This is a genomic window from Roseimicrobium sp. ORNL1 (assembly GCF_011044495.1).
In the GTDB taxonomy this organism is placed as follows: domain Bacteria; phylum Verrucomicrobiota; class Verrucomicrobiia; order Verrucomicrobiales; family Verrucomicrobiaceae; genus Roseimicrobium.
The window spans coordinates 4141836-4158691 of the sequence record NZ_CP049143.1 but is presented as its reverse complement, the minus strand read 5'-3'; the positions used below and the strand labels follow the sequence as shown (position 1 = coordinate 4158691).

The window sequence follows — 16856 nt, the reverse complement described above, 5'->3', positions numbered from 1 at the left end:
ATGAAAAGAATCCATGCAGAGTCTTTTGCGAAAGCAGCACGGTTTTGAGGAGCGGACCGCCAACTTGAAGCATGGCAGGTAGAAGTAATCTAAATAGTTCCTATTGTTACCATAGGTGTTGCCTATGAGGTGAGGCGTACACCGGTGGTCTGTCGTGTCTGAGCGTAGCGAGAGTCACCCTAGGAAATGAGTTGCACTAATAGATTCCGTTTACCGCGTTTTGCCCTTGACTGCTAATCTCTGTCAGTGAGCCGGAACTTGTCCCGGGTACGGCCAGCATTGCGTAAATTATCTTGCGAAAATTTTGAAACGGCATATACCAAATGCTGAGGACTGCCGTGGCCACTTCTATAGAACAAAGAATTGGAAAATTTAAAAGCGATCTCGCGGATAATTCTGCCCAAACAGTTCTCAGAAAACACGTGCTTTTTGGAGAATGTTACTCTCTTGAGCATGAGCGCTACTATGAATTGAAGCAAGAGATCGCGGATAACTTTGCCCTCTATCCCAACGAGATTGTCATGGTGGGCTCGGGCAAGCTTGGTTTTGGCATTACAGAAAAACCACAAAAGCCTAGGTTCAGAGAATTTGGGGATGAGTCGGACTACGACATGGCCATAATCTCGGCCTCACTTTTTGATAAAATTTGGACCGAGGTTCACGAGTTTAGAAAAACCAAACCCATTTGGGATACAGAGGCTGATTTTAAGAACTATCTGTTCAATGGTTGGATCAGGCCCGACAAGCTTCCTTTTGAATTTCATGTTCGTAAAGCGTGGTTTCAATTCTTCAACGGACTTACAAAGTCTCGAAAATATGGGGGGATATCCATAAATGCGGGCTTGTACAAAAGCTGGGACTTCCTCGAGAAGTACCAGTTGAAAGCGATTAACCAGTGCAAGAACCTCCCTTTGAAGAGAAAATGAAAACAGTAGCGACTAATAAAAAGCTTCGAGAACTGATTCTTGGTTTAGAGAGCGGAACCCTGATCTCTCGCCCAGACTTTCAACGAAGGCTTGTGTGGACAAATAAAGAGAAGGTCGCTTTCATTCAGACGGTGCTCAGCGAGTATCCGTTTCCCGAAATTTACGTAGCTGCAGGAGAAGTGGACGAAGATACGGGTGCGGCAAAGGAATACTTGGTGGATGGGCAGCAGCGAATCACTACCTTGTTCCATTACTTCAAAGATGTGGGTGATATCAAATTGCCCGCTGGGATGAAAAAGTACGCGGATCTTACAAGTGACGCCAAGAAGAATTTTTTGCAGTACGACGTAGTAGTGAGGGATTTGGGGAATTTGAAAATTGACGAGATTAAAAAGATTTTTCAAACGATCAATTCCACGAGCTATTCCTTAAACGCGATGGAAATAGACAACTCTCGATTTGCGGGAGAGTTCAAAAAAATGGGCGACAAAGTGGCGTCGAAGGATTTCTTTGAAAGGCACAATTTTTTTAGCCAGAGCGATGTTAAGCGAATGCAAGATTTGCGGTACGCGCTTGTGCTGATGTCCACGATGATGTCGGGTTACTTCAATGATTCATCGAAAATTGAGGAGTTTCTGGCAACCTACAATGACACTTTCGAGGAGGGGCGAGAGATTGAAAAGCGTATAGACTCCGCTTTTGAATTTATCGATTCGTGTAATTTTGAGCCCAGTTGTAGGGTTTGGAACAAGGCTGACCTTTTTACTTTGTGCGTTGAGTTGGATCGAAAATACTTTTCTGAAAATCTAGTGCCTAAAAAGACTGCTATCTCCAGGAGGTTGAAAACTTTCTATTCGACTATGAATGGAGATGAAATTGATGATGCGAGCCTGGATGTGGAGAGTGCAAAGTACTACAAAGCCGCGATCCAAGGGAGTAACAGTCGTTCACGACGGATTGCTCGTGGTGAGGTAATTGAAGATCTCATCTAGCGGGCGTGGACCAATTTACAGAAAAGTTTTCCGAGTGGCAGGAAGTTGCGAGTTGCTGATTGCCGTGCGCGCAGTGACGTCGCGGGCGCATTTCGCGATCAAAGGGCAGCGTCATGAACATTGCGCATCCGCGCATCCTACGGCACCATGCCCCGTGTTTGTGCCCCCCCTTCATGACTCTCGCCCCGCCTCACCTGATTCTTCCCCGACATGGCTGACCCCTGATCAGTGTAAAAAGCTGGAGGAAGCGGGGACGACGGCGCATCGGCTGGGGTCGGGGCCTGATGGGTGGGTGGAGAGGTTGGGGGATGTGGTGAATGTCTCCTATAAGAACGAAGCAGCTCTCGAAGTGCTCCTGGCGGGACTGGCGGAACAGAGCGCGGCGTCCGGGTGGAAGCCGGCACGGATCTTCACGCGCTTCCTGCCGCTCAAGAATGCGGACCGCATCGCGCCGGTGTTGCACAGTGGAGATGCGGCGCTGCCGTGGACTCTGGTGGTGACGGAGGGCGGGGTTCGCTATGGCATCGACATGGCGGCGGGGTACAGCCACGGGCTCTTTATGGATCAGCGGAAGAATCGCGCGCGGCTCAGGATGCTGAAGCCGAAGCGCGTGCTGAACACCTTTGCCCACACCTGCAGCTTCTCGGTGGTGGCGGCGCTCGGAGGCGCGGAAACCTTGAGCGTGGATCTCTCCCGCAAGTGGCTGGACCGTGGCAGGCAGAACCTCCTGCTCAATGACATCTCGGACACGGGGCATCGCTTCCTCGCGGAGGACACGCTGGAGCTTCTGCCCAAGCTCGACCCGCGCAAGGAACGGTTCGACGCCATCATCCTCGATCCGCCGACCTTCTCACGCGGCAAGAACAACCGTCGCTGGCAGGTGGAGAATGATTTCGAGCAACTGCTGAATGCGGCGCTGGAGCTGGCGATGCCAAAGTGCGCGATCCTCATCTCCACGAACTGCACCAAACTCGATGCCGCATCCCTGGAGCGCCGGGCGCGTCGTTGCGCGAAAGAGCAGCGTCTCGTAGCCGACTATGTGGCGGGACAACCGCAGATCGACTTCCCGCCGGGGCATGGGGCCAGTACGTTGTGGATGATGGTTCGGTAGGGAGCTTCAAGAGAATGCAAAATGAAAAGTGGAAAATGAAAAATGCAAAATGAGGAGAGGATGAGTCGTGGGAGCCAGACTCAGACCGGGTTTCGGGGACTTTGAATCTCGGCGGGAGATGCTATGCTGCTCGCCCCGATCATGCCAGCCACTGCTACTGCCTTGCGTTCCCTGCCAGACCTCTCGACGGAGGAGCTGACGGCATGGATGATGGAGCAGGGCTACAAGGCGACGCATACGCTCCCGGTGTTGCGGGAGGTGTATGGGGCGAGGGCCGGGGGGCAGTTGCCCAAGGACCGGCTGCCGGCGGGGTTGATGGAGCACGTCACTTCCACCTTTCCCAGAGAAGCGGCCTCGCTGGCGCGGCGTCAGGTGTCTGAAGACGGCACGTGCAAGCTGCTGCTGCGCCTGCCGGATGGACGCACGGTGGAGTCCGTGCTGATGCCGGATTACCATGCCGACAGAGCCGCGGGATGCATCTCCAGCCAGGTGGGATGTGCCATGGGCTGCGACTTCTGCGCGACGACCCAGACGGGCTTTGAGCGCAATCTCACTTCCGGTGAAATAGTCGAGCAGTTCCTCCACCTCCGGCGGGAAGCACAGGCGACCGGACGCACCCTGCGTACGGTGGTCTTCATGGGCATGGGAGAACCGATGCTGAACCTGCGCAACGTGCTGGAGGCCGTGCGCCGCATGGCCGACAACAAGCTCGGAGCCCTGGGCTGGCGGCAGGTCACCATCTCCACGGTGGGCATCGTGCCCGCCATGGATGAATTGACGGAAGCAGACCTCGGCGTGCATCTGGCGGTGTCGTTGCACGCGCCGGATGATGCGACACGCGCAGCCTTGCTGCCCATGGGCAAAAGGTTCGCCGTGCAGGATGTGCTGGCTGCCGCGGATCGATATCAAGCACGCAATGGCCGCATCACCACCATTCAGTACTGCCTGCTGGAGGGCGTGAATGATTCTCTCGCTCAAGCTCGAGAACTGGCCCACCTGCTCCAAGGGCGGCGCATGCACGTGAATCTCCTCCGGTACAATCCAACAGGCTTGAGCCTCAAAGGCCGCACCTACCTGCCCAGCAGCATGGAGCAGACGGAAGCATTTCTCGCGACATTACGTGAGCACGGTGCCGTGGCGCATCTGCGCCGCGCACGTGGTCCGGATATCGACGCGGCGTGTGGGCAGTTGAGAAGGCGCGCAGCGGACGAGAGCCGTGTGTAGAAAGTAGAAAGACCGTCAGTTCATCTGGCTGCCTGCAGATACTTCTTCTGAAACTCCACCGTGGCATCCTGACCTGCGGAAATCCAAGCCATTTCCTCGGAACGGACAGCGGCGTTGAGCTTCTGACCCTTCTCTAGGGCGTAGGTGAGGGTTTTCGAGGATTCGGCCTCTTCGCGCTCGTGGCTCGAAGAGAGAACCATGCCCCGCAGTTTCTTCAACCGGGCCTTTTCCAGCGGATCGGCAGTCTTTTCAGAAGCGTGGAGATAACACAGGCCGGCGAGTTGCGCTGCGTTCTCGTCCATGTTGCCGAAGCTCAGCAAATCTCCCAACGCCTCCTGCAGAATGGGATTGTCAAAGTCGGCGAAGTACATCATGCCCTTCACGCCCTCGATGGCGGTCTGGCGTTGAGTCTCGGTGAACTTCAGAGGGGTCTGCGAGTTGGGAGAGAGGTCGCCCAGTTGTTTCCGCGCGATGAACGCCGCAAATCCCACCGGCTTCCCGTCCCAGGATCTGCGACGTTCTTCCGCTATCTCTTCATCGGTCTTGACGTTCATCTTGTTTTCCAGAACCCAGAGCACCAGCCAGCGCTGGTACTTCTCGCGACCGAAGTGTGCATTGGGATTGATGTAGAGCGCTTTTTCTATCCACTTCACCGCATCGAAAAGGTCGCCGGTGTAGATGCAGAAGGTGCCCAGGTTCGAGTAGGTCTCATACTTTCCCGGTATCTGCTTCTCCTTCGCCATCATGGTGGCGATGGCGGCCTTGTGATCTCCCAGCTTGTGCTGCGACACCGCAAGGTCGTCAAAGTCCATGGCGCTCCCTTTGCCGGAGTCCACCAGCGGCTTTTTCTGCTTCACACGCCATTCGTGATATTCCTTCGAATGGCGGGGGAAAATGCCCGTCATGATCCCAGCGATATCAGGAAACCGCGCGCTCTCGGATGCCAGGGTATCACTGTCCCAGATACAGCCGAAGGCCAATCCCGGGGTGCCCGCGAAGAGAACCAGGGTGATTTTTTGAAGCAGATTCATGCCTGCATCGTGAAATGGATTGAAGGCACTACTCAAGCCTTTTCGCGGAGAAGATGGCCGGCACGGAGTTGCCGCATCATCCGTCTGCATGCACCCGCACTATTCCCTTGACCTTGGTAGGCCATGCGGACAAAGAGCGACCCGTCTCCGATAGTTCGACGGAGACCACACATCTCGATGAAACGCGCGCTCAACTTGCGAAACACGGTGAAGTCAGGGACCTCACTCGGCATGGTGGCCAGCCTGCTGGCGAGTCTGGCCTGGTCCATGTTACCCACGACCACCTTTGCGGAGGAGACGAAGGTCCTGGCGGATCAGGAGTTCTACACCAAGGGCAGCTTCATCCCTACGCGGGACCATGGTCCACGTACTTTGGCGCCGGCAAGTCCCTCAAACACGGCATCGACTTCACCGACGAGATCGCGGTGAAGCCGGACAGCTTCCCTGCGAATGTCGAGTTCACCTGGTATTGGCCACTCACTGCCCCGAAAGAGTCGGGAGTGTACGGATACAATGCCGTGTCCTTCGGCAGCTATGACGGTGGTGTTCCGCAGACACCCATCACCCCACGACAGGTGAAGGACATCGGCGCGTTGGAGGTGAACTACGGCTTCGATGCCGCACGTCCTGTGGGAGACTTCAATGTGCTGGCCGAGTTCTTCCTGACGAAAAGTGTTGGCGGAGACAAGGTCGCCGAAATCGGTTTTTTCCTGCGACCAGCGAAGTCCGCGGTGGAGTTCGTAAATGCGGGTGAGCAACTCGGCACCTACACGGATGCCTCGGGTCGGGTTTGGAAAGTCGCCGTACAGCCCGCGCCGCATGGACCGTTTTACATGTTCCTGCCGTCCGCGGAAGTTCCTGCAGGCTCAATCGACTTCAAGGCAGCGCTCTCGTTCCTCCAGGGCAAGGGCAAGGTGTCTGGCGAGGAATGGTTCAACGGTCTTGCCTTTGGCATTGAGCCCATCACGGGTTCAGGTTCCGTCCGGGTGCAGAGTTTGACCGTCAACTATAAGTAGCGCGCTGGGGGAGCGCAGCGCGGTGGGCTTGATGTGATTCAAGCCCAGAGGAGCCGAAGAGTCACTTCACGCACCGATCGCCAGCCACTGAAACTCCGCCCCGTACACGCGGGTGCCCGCCCAGGTGGTGATGGTGGCTACAAAGCCCGCGGACGTGATGCTTTCGGCCTTCAAGGTGAGACGTGCGCTGTCGCGCTGGTCGATGTCGAACCCGGTGAGGCCCAATTGCACGACCGGCGGGGCATAGAAGGGAGCGTCAAAGGTCACTGGCACCTCGAAGGTGCAGATGCGAGGCGCATCCCCATCCGCGTCTTCGATGGTATTGAGCTGCCAGCCCTCTGTGAGTACGCCGGCGCTGACATGAGAGGAGAGGACTTTCCAGGGGGAGGATTGCATAGGGTAGGGTGACAGTGGTAGCACAACTCCTGCCAGAAGAGTATTCGCGAAGGCAACAATGGTGCTGACTCGCAAATCTCCTCACAGGCTGCCATTGGCATCCCGTGCCTCACTCTGAATCTGACATAGGCCCCTACACGTGAGTCCGCTGTCCCGGTTTCACTGTGTTGGGGGCCTCCGGCTTCTTCCCCAAGGAATCACGGACGGACGTGTGCGTCTGCGTGCCGGGTGAGTCATTGCCCAGGTCGTTTGGAGGAAGCGAATTGCTCCCTGGTTTCACGTTGGGATTCATGGCCCTGGAGCGGCCCTGCTGCATGCCGGCGAGTTCTGCCATGCTCATGTCCTCGACCTGGAGGGGTTGCTTCACGCTGGGGTCCACGCCTCTGGCACGGCCCTGCTGGATTCCGGCGAGTTCCGCCATGCTCATGTCTCCCACCTGAAGAGGGTCGGGTTGAGGGGGAGGTGGCGGTGCGACAACGAGCGGCGGCGGTGGCTGTACCCCCACGACAGGGGGAGGTTGCGCCACTACCAAAGGCGGCTGTTGCTGTTGCTGTTGCTGCACCTGCGGTGCGGGCAAAACCTGGGCTGGGACGGGCAGCTGGGGCAGCACGTAAGGTTGAGTGAGGATCGATTGGTCGATGCTCGTTCGCACTTCATCAATCTGACTCTGGAGATTCCGTTTCGCCCTTCCAGCACCACCCTGGAAGATGGCCTTGGCCTGCTCAGATTTGCTCGTCTTGAGCTTCTCCATCTGCGCTTCGAGATTCTCGATGTCATCGAGCTTCTGCACCGTGTTCCCTGACAGTTCGCTTTTCTTGAATCGCGTAAAAGTGTCTCTCATCATCATGTCGGAGACATCCATAGATCCAGCGTCGAAGGTGGTGCTCAGCTGGGCACGGTTCTTCGTGGCAAGGTTGCCGAGTTCGGTCTGCACAACTCCGAGGGTGGCGGAAGAGAGATTGACCTGACTGGGGCTGCCTGGCTGCACAAAGAGCGTGGAGATTTGCGTGGCACGCAGGCGGAGCGTCTGTTCGCTCACGTTGGGGTCCTGACAGGCCGCCTTGAAGGCCTCCACTGCTTCGAGAAATTGCAAATTCTCCGAGGAGTACTCAGAGGCAAGAAACTTTCTGAGTGCCCCGCGCATCTGGGGATGATCAAGGACGCTGTCCAACGTATTAAATTCGTGTGGCATGGTGGCTGAGATTTGAGGGTGAGTGACAGATCAGCCAAGGGGGCGTGGTTGCTGCCGTGAAGGTGGGGTTGGAGTGAAAAACTCAACACGGGCCATCGTGATTCCTCGATGGGAGAAGTTGGAAGGGAAGGCGTAGCTGCCGGCACGGACAGCTTGGGCTCTTACTGAACAGATCGACAGAACCCACCCGAGGTTACGATATCGGCACAAAAATCACGAAGGCCCGAAATGGCAAGGCGGCGAGGAGCCCTCAAGGGCAGCGAAGTGCCACCCCGGAGAGCCTTGGGGGGAACGAATGTATCAGCTTGAGCGTAATGCCCTTTTCAGACTGCCATCCTTGCCTCACCCCAGCTCAAAGGTCGTCACGCCATACACCCAATCCAGATTGACCTGGGGAAAAGGGCCCGTGTACATGCGTGCGGTGGCGAAGACCTCGCGCATGCCATAGCGGGCCACGAGATCCCTGGCAGCTGCATTCGGCTCGGCGATATCCAGCACAAAGGCATCTCCGACAGGAATGCGATCCACCAATCCGCGGAACAGATTTTCTGCGGTCTCGGCGTCCTTCGCAAAGAGGGGACCAATCTTCCAGCCACTGTAGCATTTGCGAATGACGCCGTATCCTTCTGCGGCCGAATCAGCACCTGCTGCCGCGAGCGCAAAGGCATCGGCCTGGTGGATCCATGTCTTGAGGAACGCACTGCGTGGCGCCGGGAAGCACGCGCGATCCAGTGCTTCGATTTTCTCCCAAGGCACTTCGCGCACGTCGCTCAATGGCGTGCCCGGCTTCCAGTCAGGAGTTTGCTTCACGCCCTCGTATCGCGCATTGCGGTAGGCATACACGCGGCCGATTTGTTTGTATTTCTCCACGTTCTCCAGCACACCGTCACCACCCTGGGTGCAGCCTTCCAGATGTCGTCGCGCGGCTTCATGGATGGCCATGCCGTAGCCCAGGCCTCGAAAGGGCTCCTGCACAATGTAGCAACCAAGGAAGCCGAAGGTGTCATCATAGCGCACACCACTGACCGTGGCGATGGGCTGGCCATCGAGTTCACCGACCAGGAAGCCATCAGGGTCGGCAGTGATGAAGGTCTCCGCATCATGCAGGCCGGGATTCCAGCCAGCCTCACGCATCCAGGGTATGGGCACGGCTGCCAGGCCAGCAGTATCCAGCTTGCGGATGCGATAACGGCCAGAGGCGAGAGCGCGTGCAGCGTCGGAGGTGGGAGAGAGGTGCTTCATGCGAGCGACTATCAAAGCCCGTGTCTCACGAGAAGACAAGCTGTTGCCTTCGTGGGAGGCGTGTCAGAATTCAAATGCATCGCCAAAGAAGGAGTGTTGTGATGTAGTGTCCGGATATTCGATAGGATGGGCCGCCTCACTCTTCACCTGCACATTCACCTCATGCGATTTCGTTGCTTGTTATTCCTCTTTGGATTGGTCTCTGCGGCATCCGCTGCGGAGATCAAGGTCCCGGTCGTTGGCCTTGGCTGGCAGATCAGCTTTCAGGGGCCTGTGCTGCAGCATGCTGATAACGACTATGCCGGGGGCTCGTTTCAGTTTCGTGGGAATGCAGGCAGGTTCAATATCAGCATCTTTGTGGAGCCTCCGCCGGAAGGAGCAAAAGTCGCCACCAACGCGGCGTGCAGGGATTTTTACTGGGCACAAGCCAGCCGGAATCCCGTGATCGTGGCAGACAGCATCAAGAAAACCACGCACGCCACGTGTGAAGCCGTCACCTATCGATCGAAAGGCACCCTCCAGGGCACGCCCTTCGTGCAGGACAGTGTGAACTGCTTCTTCGTCCACGAGGGCAGGTGGGTGGATGTGCATGCCTCCATTATTTCCCCGACGGAAGAGGAGACCAAGTGGCTGAGCCAGTTCGCGCCGTATCTTACGCATGGACCCTGGAAGGCTGCCAAAGGGGAACCCGAGAAATTTGTTCTGGAGGGGATGGGGACGCTCACCTTTTCGCCGCCCACCGGCTGGCTCACGGGCAATGTGCTGAAGCAGGACGTGGGCGAGGGAAGCAACATGTTCACCGTGTCCTTCCGCTCTCCCGTGGACCCCAACTCCAGCTGCCTCATGACTCTGTCCACACCGCCGAGAGTGCCGGCCGGTCGTGAAGCAATCATTCAGGCGGTGGAAGGCGCCACCCAGCGCCTGTGGAGTACCTCGGTGGAAGGCAAGGCTGTGTGCCAGGAACTAAATCTCAAACAAGGCATGGGCGCTATCGCCGCTTTCACCGATGCCAGCCTTGTTGGAAAGCCCATGGAGCCCGGGCATTCCAAGGTCATGCTGACTGGCCTCATGGTACCGAATCCGAAGACCATCCTCGTGATGACCATCTTCACGGATGAGCCCAACGGTGACGATGCCAAAGCCATGCTTCAGGCATTGGAGACCGTGGTGTTGGAATGAGAGGTGGCTGCAGCTCTTTGCCGATAGGTAGTCCTGACAGCATCCTGACTTCCGGTCCCTGTTTCTTATGGCATCGCCTCCTCCTTGGCATCAGCGCATTTCACGCTTAGACTTTCGGCATGAAGGAAGCGGAGCTGGATACACATCAGAAGGCGCTCAAGATCAATCTGGATAAACGCTGGTACGGGACCCTGGCGGAGATCGGCGCGGGGCAGGAGGTGGTGCGGTGGTTCTTCCGTGTTGGTGGTGCGGCCGGTACGGTGGCGAAGAGTATCTCTGCCTATGACATGGTGGTGAGTGATGCCATCTACGGCGGCACGGAGCGGTACGTCTCACGCTCCAGACTGCAGTCCATGCTGGACTATGAGTACAAGCTGAATGTGGAGCGGTTGAGTGAGAAGCGTGGCGATACCACCGCTTTCTTCGCCTTCGCGGATACGGTGGTCGCACGCAGCTTCAAGGGGGGGAATGAATGCCACGGCTGGATGGGCCTGAAGTTCCAGTCTCGTCCCAGGGATGAAGCCAGTCAGATTTGCATCCACGTGCGCATGCTGGATACAGAGGCTGCCCTGCAACAGGAAGCTCTGGGAGTGGTGGGGGTGAACCTGCTCTATGGCGCCTTCTTCCTGCATCATGATCCTGAGAAGTTGGTGGAAAGCCTGCTGGACAAGCTGACCACTGGACGCATCGAGATCGATGCCATCGAGTTTCGCGGTATCGAGTTCCGCGCCGTGGACAACCGCCTGATCAGTCTGAAGCTCGTGCAGCTAGGATTGAGCGGTGCTGCCATGTTCGGCGCGAAAGGGGAGGTGCTGCAGCCTTCCGACGTCTTGTACAAGAAGGCCGTCATGGTGGAGCGCGGCAGCTTCCGTCCTCCCACGCATGTGAACCTGGACATGCTGGAGTGTGCTTTGGAGAAGTTCAGCCAGGACCCTGCGGTAAAGGGCAAGGAGGTCCTTCCCGTGTTCGAGCTTACGATGCGCAATCTGCTCTCTGAAGGCAATGAGGTGGATCGACGCGACTTCCTGGCAAGGGCGGATGTGTTGGCAGCTTGTGGCGTGACGGTGCTGATCTCGGACTACTTCGAGTATTACCGGCTCGCCGCTTACCTGTCCTGGAGGACCAAGGAACGCATCGGCATTGTGATGGGTGTGCCGAGCCTGATTGAGCTGTTTGATGAGAAGTATTATTCCAATTTGCCCGGTGGCATCCTTGAGTCGTTCGGGCGTCTCTTCAAAAATGATCTGAAGCTCTACGTGTATCCGCTGCAACCAGGAAGCTCCGATAGCATCACCACGGTGAATAATCTCGAAGTCGCTCCTGAGTTGAAAAAACTTTACGGTTACCTCGCGGACCGCGGCAGTTTCGTAGAACTGGATAACTACAACCCTGAATACCTCAAATTCTTCTCACGCGATGCCTTGAAGAAGATTGCCGCCGGTGATGACTCGTGGAAGGAGATGGTGCCACAAGCAGTGGCCGATATCATCGTGGAACGGCAGTTCTTTGGGTACAGGGCCTGAGGTAGGGCGTTGTTTGTTATGCCTGGAGTTTCCACGCACCCAGACGGTGATATTTGGTGTGGCCCACCTCACTGCAGACCAGGACAATCTCGTCTGCAGTCCAGGTCACGGGATTTGCGGGAGCTTTGATGTTGCCCTGCTTGTCGTAGAGCAGCGTCAGGTGAGGGTGAAATTTGAGGCCTCCTTTTTTTAGCGGAAGGACCTTTGCCAATTCCAACAGCAGAGTCTGGTGAAGGCTTGTCAGCTTGGCATTGTCGGCATCGGTCCCTGACAAGACCAGGGGATTGCGTCCGGGGCGTCCGCGGAAGCTCAAGACCTCATCCAGCTTGACTTCAAAGGGACTCACACGATTCGCGACCTGCTTGCAAGCGTGTCCGATGATCTGGACAAGGTCCTCGGGTACTTCGGGATAGTCGCCAATCCAATGCAGGGTGAGATGCAAATGTTCCAGAGGTCGCATCTTGCTGGTCAGTCCGTGTTGCTGGCGGATGCCAGGCATCTGTTCGCAGATGTGCTGGATGGTAGCGTGACCAGGGAAGAGAGCCAGAAATAGGCTGCGGGTGCTCGGCTGGGGTTCTGCGCCAGTCATGAATTCCAATTGCATGTGTGTGCGGCAAGAGAGTGGATTCAGAACGTGATCTGGTACGTGATGAAAAACAGCGCTGTGTGGTTCATGCGCGGCGTTCGCCAGCATGGCCATGAAAGCCATCCAATGCCAGTATTTCATAAGTTGGAGGACGCTACGTGATGACCCGGGCGTGAATGGCACAGCCACCCACGCCCAACCTCAGAGGCAGATCAACCTTGATCGGGGATTTCTGGCTCAACCAGCAGTTTCAGGAGATACAGCGACTCCTGCCAGCCGAGGTAACATGCTTCTGCCGGAATCATGGCAGGGATGCCCTCCTGGGTGATGTTCAATTCCGTGCCGCAGAAGACTTCCTTCAGAGTGACGGTGGTGATCATTTCTCCGGGCATGTTCGGAGCATCGAACTTGTCTGTATACTTCAGGAATTCGTTCGGCTTCACTTCCAGGTACGTGCCGCCAAAGGAGTGGCTGTTGCCTGTGTTGAAGTTGGTGAAGGACATCTTGTAGATACCGCCTACCTTCACGTCGATTTGATGGACCTTGGCGGTGAAGCCATTCGGGGCCATCCACTTTACCAGGGCGTCAGCATCGGTGAAAGCTCGGAAGACACGCTCAACCTTGGCAGCAAGCACACGGTGAAGGCGGACGGTGCCGGTGGCGGAATTGGTATTTTCAGTGGACATGGTGGTATGGACTTGGGTTTGGTTTCGGGATTCATACTCGTGACGAACGACCGAAACGCTTCAGGACATGAATCGTGAGAAAATTGCTGCTAGCTGCAGAAACGGCATGCTGTGGGTGGAAATTCGAGCGGAAGATTCGCTGTGACGAAGTCGTTACCGGGTTGCCGCTTTCGCCTACGGACTCTTATGACCTCCATGTTTCGCAGATCTCTTCTCAGCCTGTCCCTCTATGCCTTGGCCATCACTGCGCACACGGTGGCAGCAGCCGAACCCAATCCGGTGGCTTCGCAGCAAGAGGCACAGACGCATGCAAAGATCCGCATCGTCCTCGCCGGTGACTCGACTGTCACAGATGCCGCAGGGTGGGGCGCAGCCTTTGCGAAATTGCTGAAACCGGAGGTGGAGTGTGTGAACCTTGCTTCGTCAGGGCAGAGTTCCAAGAGTTTCCGTGATGGCGGCCGTTGGAAGAAGGTTCTCGACGCTAAGCCTGCAATCGTGCTGATTCAGTTTGGCCACAATGACATGCCCGGCAAGGGGCCGAATCGCGAGACGGATCCCACCACCACCTATCGGACAAACCTCATCGCATGTGTGAAGGAAGCACGTGAGACTGGTGCGCAGCCCATTTTCGTCACCTCCGTGGCGCGGCGTGTCTTCGACAATGGAAAGCTCCGGGGTGAGCTGAAACCCTATGCCGATGCGATGAAGCAGGCCGCTGCGGATGAAAAGGTCCCCCTCGTGGATCTCTTCTCCCGCAGCATGACTGTTCTACAAGAGATGGGCCCGGATAAGGCGGATGAATTCAATCCGCCACATCCCAAACCTGGCGCAACCGACCGCACGCACCTGAATGCAAAAGGCGCCGAGGTCTTCGCCGGTGTCATTGCGGAGGAATTGAAGAAGGTCTCGCCTGAGGCCGGAGCGTTGCTTCGGTAAAGCAGGCCCGAAGTGCCTGCATCCATTGCCGCCTGAAATCAATCAATCCGCCTTCCCATCGGCACCGCCTCCTGACGAAGCGTTCTCCGGAGGCGTTGGTGGAGCCTCCGTGCTGGCTCCACCCGATTGATTGGCTTTTGGAGCAGACTTCTGGAAGGGCAATGCATTGTCCTTCTTTCGTCCGCCGGACCATCCACGCTCCGAACCTTTGAACTTGAAGGGGCGTGGCGAGCGGTTGTTTTGCTTCTGGCTTCGCATGGTCCGGACAATATTTCACTTTTGCCGAATCATGCCACTCCAATCACGGCGCTCTGTGCCGTGGGCGCCAGCGGGTGCAGCGCGGCATCCTTGAACCCTGCATCGCCAAGCATCTTCTGGTACTCGGCAAACGTGTAGGCATCGCCTTCGGGCGTGGTGCCCAGCATCACGAGGCTGAAGGTCGCGGAGGACGGTGGAGAAATGCGGTCGTCGTTCGGCACGAATTCCACAATCACAACCTTTCCTCCGGGACGGAGCGCAGCTTTCACTTTCTTCAGGAAGCGGGTGCAGTCGGCGATGTTGAAGTGGTGCAGGAAGTTCGGCACCAGGACCACATCGTAGTCACTCCCGAGATCCACCGTGAACGCATCACCAATGATCTTGCTGAAGCGGTCGCCGAGGCCTGCGGCTTTCGCATTCTCTTCCGTCACCGTGAGCACGGCCTCCCAGTCCAGCGCCACCAGATGCGCGCGTGGGCTCTTCTGCGCCAGGGTGATGCCGAAGGTTCCGTGACTCGCGGAGATGTCGAGCACCTTCGTGTCGCGGGTTGTATCGAGTTCTACCAGCGCGGCGGCACCTTGCGCCGGGCCGAACATCATCGGCCCCATGGTGCGGGCGAAGTCCATCCAGACGGGGTGGTCGGGAGCCGTGGTGCCTTTCTCGGAGTCATGCACCTTGCCATTTTTGATGGTGGAGGTGAGGCCTTCAAAAACGTCCTTGATGCCGGGCGCCGTGAGGAACTTGACCGCATTCCCCAGATAGGCAGGGGAGTTCTTGTCGAGGAAGAACGCAGTGTCTGACGTGGGCGTGTACTTCGAGTCCTCCTTGGTAAGGAAACCAAACAAGGTCAGCGAATCGCAGAGGATGCGGATGCCGCGCACGGGGCACTGGCACCGAGCAGCCAGTTCATCAGCAGAAGCAGGAGCGCCGCTGAACGCGCTGAAAAGACCCAGGTCCACCGCCGCCTTCAGCGCGGCCGTCCTCTGGTACGCATTGATGGTTTCGAAAAACAGCGTGGGGTTCGGAGGAGAGGAAGGGGCGGACATGGTGGGACGAGAGTACTCAGGATTCGCAAGCTGGCGAGAAAACTTGGGAACGTATCGGGCGAAGACCGGTGGACGATGGCCGCCGGTTTGCCCTCGCGCGCCGACAGCTACCGCCTATTTTCCCTTCGCCAGATCGTTGAAGACGATGATCGAAGGATTGCCCACCGGAGTGTAGTGGCCGGTGAAGCTGAGCTTTCCTGTTTCCCGATCTACCCGGAAGGCCGCAATGTTGTCGCCGCGCTGATTGCAGGAATAGAGGAACTCGCCCGAGGGATTCAAACTGAAGCTGCGTGGGTAGTCTCCATGGCTCCACTCTTCGGTGACGAACGTGAGCGTGCCGTCCTTGCCAATGGCGAAGATGGCGATGCTGTCGTGCAGGCGATTGCCGCCATAGACGAAGCGACCGTCTTTGGAGACGAGGATCTCCGAGCAGAAGTTGCTGCCCGCGAAACCTGGAGGCAGGCTGGAGATGGTCTGGCGCGCGGTGAGTCGGCCCTTGTCTCCATCGTAGTCGAAGAGCACGATTGTCGATCCTTCTTCCTGGATGGAATACAGCCAGCGTCCATTGGGATGAAAGGCGAAGTGCCTCGGGCCATCACCGGGAGGCAGAGAGATGAAGGGAGGGTCATTGGCAGTGAGGAGCCCTTTCTCCGCATCAAATTTCCAGATGAGTATCTGGTCTAATCCCAGGTCCACATGCAGGACAAAGCGGCCTGAGGGATCGGATTCGATCATGTGGGCATGGGTTTGATCGTGCCCGCTGAAGGCGAAGCTTCCGGGAGGCGCGTTCGTGGCCTTGCGCGGGCCCACCGTTCCCGCGTCCGCTTTCACATCCGTTGCTTTTCCCAGGCTGCCATCGGGCAGGATGGGCAGGACGGTCACGGAACCACCGAAATAGTTCGCCACCAGCAGATGCTTTCCGGAGGGGTGGATGTGCACATGCGTCGGGCCTTTGCCTTCGGAACTGACGGTGTTCAGCAGCTTCAACTGGCCATCGACGGGATCCACCTTGAAGGAACTGACGGAACCGGCCTCGTTGTCTCCGATTCGCTCGGTTTCGTTTGCAGAGTACACATGAGTCCTGGCCGCATTGAAGACGAGGCAGGAGGGGCTGTTGCCCATCTCCACCACACCAGCGGGCGTCATCTCACCGCTCGCGCGATTGACTTCAAAGAGGTGAATGCCCCGGCCATTCCCCGGGGGCAGATCCACCTGCGTGGCTTTCATGTTCTGTAGCGGCGAGGTGTAGGTGCCTACATAGGCCATCAGCTTGCCACTCTTGTCCTTGTCTGCTGGCGCTGCTTGGAATGAACCCGGCAGTGCCAGACCTGCGGCGAGGGTGGTGGAGAGCTTCAGAAGTGAGCGGCGGGAGCAGGCGGGCTGGAGTGGCATGCGGAGGGAAATGGGGTGAGACGAGCTACACGGTGGCTTTCACCACCAACGCCACGGATGTCCACCGTATTGCATGCGCGGGGAGTGACGGCTTCTGATGTATCGGTGACTTCCTTTCAG

Annotated in this window: 18 protein-coding genes; 9 read left to right on the top strand and 9 right to left on the bottom strand. The window is 57.2% G+C overall.

The features are described 5' to 3' along the window. Positions 1–323: 323 nt before the first annotated feature. From G5S37_RS16885 to rlmN, 4 genes are all read left to right on the top strand, one after another. The gene (locus G5S37_RS16885; RefSeq protein WP_165205632.1) at positions 324–926 is read left to right on the top strand and encodes a hypothetical protein; all 603 of its coding nucleotides are present in this window, start codon (positions 324–326) and stop codon (positions 924–926) included. Then, positions 923–1918, top strand: a complete 996-nt coding sequence (locus G5S37_RS16880; RefSeq protein WP_165205631.1) for a DUF262 domain-containing protein — start codon at positions 923–925, stop codon at positions 1916–1918. The genes G5S37_RS16885 and G5S37_RS16880 overlap by 4 nt, the downstream gene beginning before the upstream one ends. A gap of 313 nt (positions 1919–2231) precedes the next feature. Continuing rightward, the gene (locus G5S37_RS16875) at positions 2232–3029 is read left to right on the top strand and encodes a class I SAM-dependent methyltransferase (protein WP_165205630.1); all 798 of its coding nucleotides are present in this window, start codon (positions 2232–2234) and stop codon (positions 3027–3029) included. 141 nt (positions 3030–3170) lie between these two features. Beyond that, positions 3171–4253 (top strand): 23S rRNA (adenine(2503)-C(2))-methyltransferase RlmN, encoded by a 1083-nt coding sequence (rlmN, locus tag G5S37_RS16870; RefSeq protein ID WP_240914656.1) that lies wholly within the window; start codon positions 3171–3173, stop codon positions 4251–4253. 20 nt (positions 4254–4273) lie between these two features. On the opposite strand, the gene G5S37_RS16865 is transcribed toward rlmN, so the two are convergent. Then, positions 4274–5284 carry a hypothetical protein gene (locus tag G5S37_RS16865; RefSeq protein ID WP_165205628.1) on the bottom strand — a complete coding sequence of 337 codons (1011 nt, stop codon included), beginning with the start codon at positions 5282–5284 and terminating at the stop codon, positions 4274–4276. Positions 5285–5461: 177 nt separating this feature from the next. Between G5S37_RS16865 and G5S37_RS16860 the strand changes: the two genes are divergently transcribed. Continuing rightward, positions 5462–5713, top strand: coding sequence for a hypothetical protein (locus G5S37_RS16860; RefSeq protein ID WP_165205627.1), 252 nt, complete (start codon positions 5462–5464; stop codon positions 5711–5713). Then, positions 5710–6300 (top strand): hypothetical protein, encoded by a 591-nt coding sequence (locus tag G5S37_RS16855; protein ID WP_165205626.1) that lies wholly within the window; start codon positions 5710–5712, stop codon positions 6298–6300. Before G5S37_RS16860 ends, G5S37_RS16855 begins: the two co-directional genes overlap by 4 nt. 66 nt (positions 6301–6366) lie before the next feature. On the opposite strand, the gene G5S37_RS16850 is transcribed toward G5S37_RS16855, so the two are convergent. From G5S37_RS16850 to G5S37_RS16840, 3 genes are all read right to left on the bottom strand, one after another. Then, entirely contained in the window at positions 6367–6696 is a 330-nt protein-coding gene (locus G5S37_RS16850) for an H-type lectin domain-containing protein (RefSeq protein ID WP_165205625.1), read from the bottom strand. A gap of 133 nt (positions 6697–6829) precedes the next feature. Beyond that, the gene (locus G5S37_RS16845; RefSeq protein ID WP_165205624.1) at positions 6830–7888 is read right to left on the bottom strand and encodes a regulator of G-protein signaling domain-containing protein; all 1059 of its coding nucleotides are present in this window, start codon (positions 7886–7888) and stop codon (positions 6830–6832) included. A 342-nt stretch (positions 7889–8230) separates the two neighbouring features. Beyond that, positions 8231–9130 carry a GNAT family N-acetyltransferase gene (locus G5S37_RS16840; protein ID WP_165205623.1) on the bottom strand — a complete coding sequence of 300 codons (900 nt, stop codon included), beginning with the start codon at positions 9128–9130 and terminating at the stop codon, positions 8231–8233. 162 nt (positions 9131–9292) lie between these two features. Here G5S37_RS16840 and G5S37_RS16835 point away from each other — a divergent pair, with 162 nt between their 5' ends. Both G5S37_RS16835 and G5S37_RS16830 read left to right on the top strand, forming a co-directional pair. Then, complete coding sequence (locus G5S37_RS16835) at positions 9293–10309, top strand: hypothetical protein (RefSeq protein WP_165205622.1); 1017 nt, start codon at positions 9293–9295, stop codon at positions 10307–10309. A gap of 119 nt (positions 10310–10428) precedes the next feature. Then, positions 10429–11832 carry a TonB-dependent receptor gene (locus tag G5S37_RS16830; protein WP_165205621.1) on the top strand — a complete coding sequence of 468 codons (1404 nt, stop codon included), beginning with the start codon at positions 10429–10431 and terminating at the stop codon, positions 11830–11832. Positions 11833–11848: 16 nt separating this feature from the next. On the opposite strand, the gene G5S37_RS16825 is transcribed toward G5S37_RS16830, so the two are convergent. Together G5S37_RS16825 and G5S37_RS16820 are read right to left on the bottom strand one after the other, a co-directional pair. Then, entirely contained in the window at positions 11849–12421 is a 573-nt protein-coding gene (locus tag G5S37_RS16825; RefSeq protein ID WP_206026031.1) for a 2'-5' RNA ligase family protein, read from the bottom strand. A 209-nt stretch (positions 12422–12630) separates the two neighbouring features. Beyond that, positions 12631–13104 (bottom strand): SRPBCC family protein, encoded by a 474-nt coding sequence (locus G5S37_RS16820; protein WP_165205619.1) that lies wholly within the window; start codon positions 13102–13104, stop codon positions 12631–12633. Positions 13105–13299: 195 nt separating this feature from the next. On the opposite strand from G5S37_RS16820, the gene G5S37_RS16815 reads away from it, so the two are divergent. Beyond that, positions 13300–14040, top strand: a complete 741-nt coding sequence (locus tag G5S37_RS16815; protein ID WP_165205618.1) for a rhamnogalacturonan acetylesterase — start codon at positions 13300–13302, stop codon at positions 14038–14040. 42 nt (positions 14041–14082) lie between these two features. On the opposite strand, the gene G5S37_RS16810 is transcribed toward G5S37_RS16815, so the two are convergent. From G5S37_RS16810 to G5S37_RS16800, 3 genes are all read right to left on the bottom strand, one after another. Continuing rightward, the gene (locus tag G5S37_RS16810) at positions 14083–14298 is read right to left on the bottom strand and encodes a hypothetical protein (RefSeq protein WP_165205617.1); all 216 of its coding nucleotides are present in this window, start codon (positions 14296–14298) and stop codon (positions 14083–14085) included. 29 nt (positions 14299–14327) lie between these two features. Further along, positions 14328–15344, bottom strand: a complete 1017-nt coding sequence (locus G5S37_RS16805; RefSeq protein ID WP_165205616.1) for a class I SAM-dependent methyltransferase — start codon at positions 15342–15344, stop codon at positions 14328–14330. A gap of 114 nt (positions 15345–15458) precedes the next feature. Beyond that, the gene (locus tag G5S37_RS16800; protein WP_165205615.1) at positions 15459–16736 is read right to left on the bottom strand and encodes a lactonase family protein; all 1278 of its coding nucleotides are present in this window, start codon (positions 16734–16736) and stop codon (positions 15459–15461) included. Positions 16737–16856: the final 120 nt, after the last annotated feature.